Source organism: Brevundimonas sp., from assembly GCF_023259385.1.
In the GTDB taxonomy this organism is placed as follows: Bacteria; Pseudomonadota; Alphaproteobacteria; order Caulobacterales; family Caulobacteraceae; genus Brevundimonas.
The window spans coordinates 1-4290 of the sequence record NZ_JAHFPF010000285.1; the positions used below are offsets into that span (position 1 = coordinate 1).

General features: G+C 69.3%; 4 protein-coding genes. 3 read left to right on the forward strand and 1 reads right to left on the reverse strand.

Features of this window, described 5'->3' with window-relative positions; all coding sequences use genetic code 11:
* From Q0C81_RS16765 to Q0C81_RS16775, 3 genes are all read left to right on the forward strand, one after another.
* Positions 1–1102, forward strand: a 1102-nt coding sequence (locus Q0C81_RS16765; protein WP_291840639.1) for a multicopper oxidase domain-containing protein, incomplete at its 5' end; no start/stop codon positions are given.
* Positions 1099–2688 carry a copper resistance protein B gene (locus tag Q0C81_RS16770; RefSeq protein WP_291840642.1) on the forward strand — a complete coding sequence of 530 codons (1590 nt, stop codon included), beginning with the start codon at positions 1099–1101 and terminating at the stop codon, positions 2686–2688. The genes Q0C81_RS16765 and Q0C81_RS16770, both read left to right, overlap by 4 nt.
* Before the next feature lie 227 nt (positions 2689–2915).
* Positions 2916–3635, forward strand: a complete 720-nt coding sequence (locus Q0C81_RS16775; protein WP_291840645.1) for an HAD family hydrolase — start codon at positions 2916–2918, stop codon at positions 3633–3635.
* A 139-nt stretch (positions 3636–3774) separates the two neighbouring features.
* Here Q0C81_RS16775 and Q0C81_RS16780 read toward each other — a convergent pair whose 3' ends face one another.
* Complete coding sequence (locus Q0C81_RS16780; RefSeq protein ID WP_291840651.1) at positions 3775–4182, reverse strand: copper resistance protein CopC; 408 nt, start codon at positions 4180–4182, stop codon at positions 3775–3777.
* Positions 4183–4290 lie beyond the last annotated feature (108 nt).

The window sequence follows — 4290 nt, forward strand, 5'->3', positions numbered from 1 at the left end:
CTGGACCGGCCTGTTCCGGCCCGGCGAGCGGGTGCGGCTGCGCATCATCAACGCCTCGGCCATGTCGATCTTCAACGTCCGCATCCCCGGCCTGCCGATGACGGTGGTCCAGGCCGATGGCGAGAACGTGCGCCCGATCGAGATCGACGAGTTCCAGATCGCCGCCGCCGAGACCTATGACGTCATCGTCCAGCCGACCGAGGACCGCGCCTACACCATCGTGTCGGAAGCCATCGACCGCTCGGGCATGGGCCGCGCGACCCTGGCACCGCGTCTGGGCATGACCGCCGAGGTTCCGCCGCTGCGCGAGGTTCCCAACCTGACCATGAAGGACATGGGTATGGGGGACATGGGCGGCATGAGCGGAATGGATCACGGGGCCATGGGCGCCCAGTCGGGCGGAGCGATGGCCGGAATGGACCACGGGGCCATGACGGGCGCGCCCGGCGCGGCCATGGCGGGCATGGATCACGGGACCATGGCCCCACAGGCCCCCGCCGGGACGATGTCCGGCATGGACCACGGCTCCATGTCCGGCATGAACATGCGCGATCCGGAGAACGCCCCGCCCGACATGGCGGTGGGGGTGGGCGTCGACGCAGTCGCGATGGCGCCGGCCAATCGCATGGGGGAGCGGCCGATCGGCTTGCAGGACGTGCCGCATCGCGTCCTCGTCTACACGGACCTGGTGTCGCTCGCGCCCAACAAGGATCAGCGCCCGCCGTCGCGGACGATGGAGATTCACCTGACCGGCAACATGGAGCGGTTCATGTGGGGCTTCGACGGCCGCAAATTCAGCGAGCTGGTCGAGCCGATCCGGTTCGAGCGGGACGAGCGGGTGCGCGTGACCCTGGTCAACGATTCCATGATGGCGCACCCGATCCACCTGCACGGCCATTTCTTCGAACTGGTCACTGGCGGCCCGGCCGGCCACCAGCCGCTCAAGCACACCGTCAACGTGCCGCCCGGCGGCAAGGTCAGCTTCGACCTGACCGCGGACAATCCGGGCGACTGGGCCTTCCACTGTCACCTGTTGCTGCACATGCATGCGGGGATGTTCAACGTCGTCACGGTCCGTCCGATGGAAGGAGCCGCATCGTGAAGACGTCGGTCGCCATTCTTCCCCTGATCCTCGCGGCGGCTTCCGCGGCGGCGGGGACACCGGCGCTGGCGCAGAGCCACGCCGGACATGCCATGCCCGCGCCGGTTCGCCAGGCGCTTCCGGAGGGCTGCGTCGCTCGGGGCTCCCCCACCGCCGACGCATCCCGGATAGGCATGCCCGGAGCGCCGACGTGCCCGACGGGCGCCGTGCCCGCCCGCCTGCCGGCTGCGGCCATGCCGGCGGGGCACGACATGTCGACGATGGGCCAGACCCAGCCCGCTCCGGCGATGCCGGCGGGGCACGACATGTCGACGATGGGCCAGACCCAACCGGCTCCGGCCGCGGCGTCCCCACATGCCGGCCACGACATGTCTACCATGGGCCAGACCCAGCCCGCTCCGGCCGCCGCGTCCCCTCATGCCGGCCACGACATGTCCACTATGGGCCAGACGCCGGCCTCGGCGATGCCGGCGGGGCACGACATGTCAACCATGGGCCAGCCCCGGCCCGCTCCGGCGATGCCCGCCGGTCAAGACATGTCGACCATGGGCCAGGCCCAGCCGGCTCCGGCGATGCCGGCGGGCCACGATATGTCGACGATGGGCCAGACGCCGACTCCGGCGATGCCGGCCGGCCACGACATGTCGACGATGGGCCAGACGCCGACTCCGGCGATGCCGGCGGGCCACGATATGTCGACGATGGGCCAGACGCCGACTCCGGCGATGCCGGCCGGTCACGACATGTCCACCATGAGCCAGACGCCGGCGGGCCACGACATGTCCGGAACGGCCATGCCGCCCGACGTCCCGACCAGCGCGAACAATCCGGGACGTCCGCCGGAAACGCCGGCTCCGGCGGGCGCGACAAGCGGGCCGACCCACGCCGCCGACCAGCTGTTCGACCCTGCCGAAATGGCGGCGGCCCGCGCCCAGCTGCGGATCGAGCACGGAGACGCGCGCACGACGGCGGTCGTCATCGACCAGCTCGAAGCGACCTTTGGCGACGACGAGGAAGGCTACGCCTGGGACGCCCAGGGCTGGGCCGGCGGCGACATCAACCGCTTCTGGTGGAAGTCGGAAGGGGAAGGCGCCTTCGACGGCGAGGTCGAGGAGGCCGAGATTCAGGCCCTCTACAGCCGGGCGTTCCGACCCTTCTTCGACTTCCAGACCGGCCTGCGGCAGACTTGGCGACCCGAAGGCGACCGGACCGATCTGGTCGTCGGCGTCCAGGGCCTGGCGCCCTACTGGTTCGAGGTCGACGCGGCGGCCTTCCTGTCCAACAAGGGCGAACTCACGGCGAGGGCGGAGGCTGAATACGATCAGCGGATCACCAACCGCTGGATCGTCCAGCCCCGGGCCGAGGTGGTGGTGTCGGCGGAGGACATCCCGGAACTGCGGATCGGGTCCGGCCTGTCGTCGCTCCAGATCGGGGCGCGGCTGCGGTACGAGTTCCGCAAGGAGTTCGCGCCCTATGTCGGCGTGGAATGGACCAGGAGCTTCGGCAATACGGCGGACTTCCTGGAAGCCGACGGCCGAAGCACCGAGGACACCCGGCTGGTCGTCGGCATTCGAGCCTGGTTCTAGCGACGGCCGGCGGCGGGTTCTCGTTTTGATGCTGGCGTCCGCAAAGGGAACGGGCGAGTCGGCTGTTGGGACACCCCGCCCACGATCCGGGCGTCACTATAACCGGTCTCTTGGTCCGGCCGGTGGCCCGCTCGGTGCCCTCCATTGACGGCAACGCGGCAGATTCGGGCGGTTTTGATCGATCTGGATGACACCCTGATCTCGGCCTACCGCCGCCCGGATCTGGCGTGGCTGTGCGTCTGCCAGGCGTTTCAGACCCAGCTTGCGACCTTGATCCCGACTTTGCGGCGCACGCCCTGACGGAGACGGGGCGAGCCTTCTGGAGCGATCCGGGAAGCCACGCCGTGGGCCGCGCGGACCCCAGGGGAGCCCGGCGCATCATCGCGGCCAAGGCCTTCGAGGGTCTCCGCCGCGACGGGCATACAACGCCTTCCAACGAAGTCACCGAACGCATCGCCGAGGCCTTCAGCCTTCATCGCGACCAGCACATGCGACTCGAGCCCGGCGCTGAGGCTATGTTGATCCAGCTGCGGGATGCCAATTATCGGCTGGCGCTTCTCACCAACGGCGCCGGTCCACCGCAGCGCGCCAAGATCGAGCGTTTCGGTCTGGCTTCGCATTTCGACCATATCCAGATTGAAGGCGAGGTCGGCGTCGGCAAGCCTCATCCCGCTGCGTTCAGGCGAGTGTTCGCGGCCTTGGGCGTCGATCCGCCCGAGGTTTGTGTCGTCGGCGACAGTCTGGATTGGGACATTCGCCCGGCGAAGGCGCTGGGTTGTTTCACAATCCGATACGCGCCGGAGGCTGACGAAGCCGTCGGACGCGGTTCAAGCGACGCTGACGTCGTGGCCCCTACCCTTGTCGGCCTGGCGACTGTGGTCGGGAACCTTGGTTCACACCCCGGCCGGCTGAACCGCGCCGATCACGGATCGCCGCGCGCCGACTGAGGGCAGGGCGTAAGAGAATCGCTGGCTCCCAAGCTGGGGAGACGACAGCTCGTCCGACCACGGAAAAACGCCGCGCAGCAAGCTGCGCGGCGTTTCCTCACGTCGGTTTCGGCCCCTCAGGAGGCGGGAGGCCGTCTCCTCAGTGAACCATGAAACGGACGACGCCGTTCATCTGGTGGCCGTCGGCGCCCTTGGCGGTCCAGGCGGCGGAATAGGACCCGGGGGCGAGGGCGGGGAGCGGCGCGCTGACCGTGGTGGCCGGCGGCGCGTCGGCGGATACAGCCACATCGACGGACTGCTCTGCGGGACCCGTCAGCCTGAGCGACGTCAGGACCATCGCGTGCGGAAAGGTCGCCGCGAAGGCCGTCGGGGCGGCGGCGAGCATGGCGTTGTCCGCCGGCGTCGTGACGACGCCGCTGGCCGGCGCCTGCATGGCGGCGTGATCCTGCGCTGACATTCCCGCGTGTGAGTGACTCTGGGCCTCGGCGAGCGAGACGGGGGCCAGCGCCGCCAGAGCGGCGAGGCCGACGAGGATTGAACGGTTCATGGAAATACTCCTGATGCTTACGCGCGCTATTGCTTGGGCGGCATGGTCATGCCGTCCATCTTCGACATGTCATGGCCGGCCATCGGATCGGCGGGCGGCTGCGTCGGG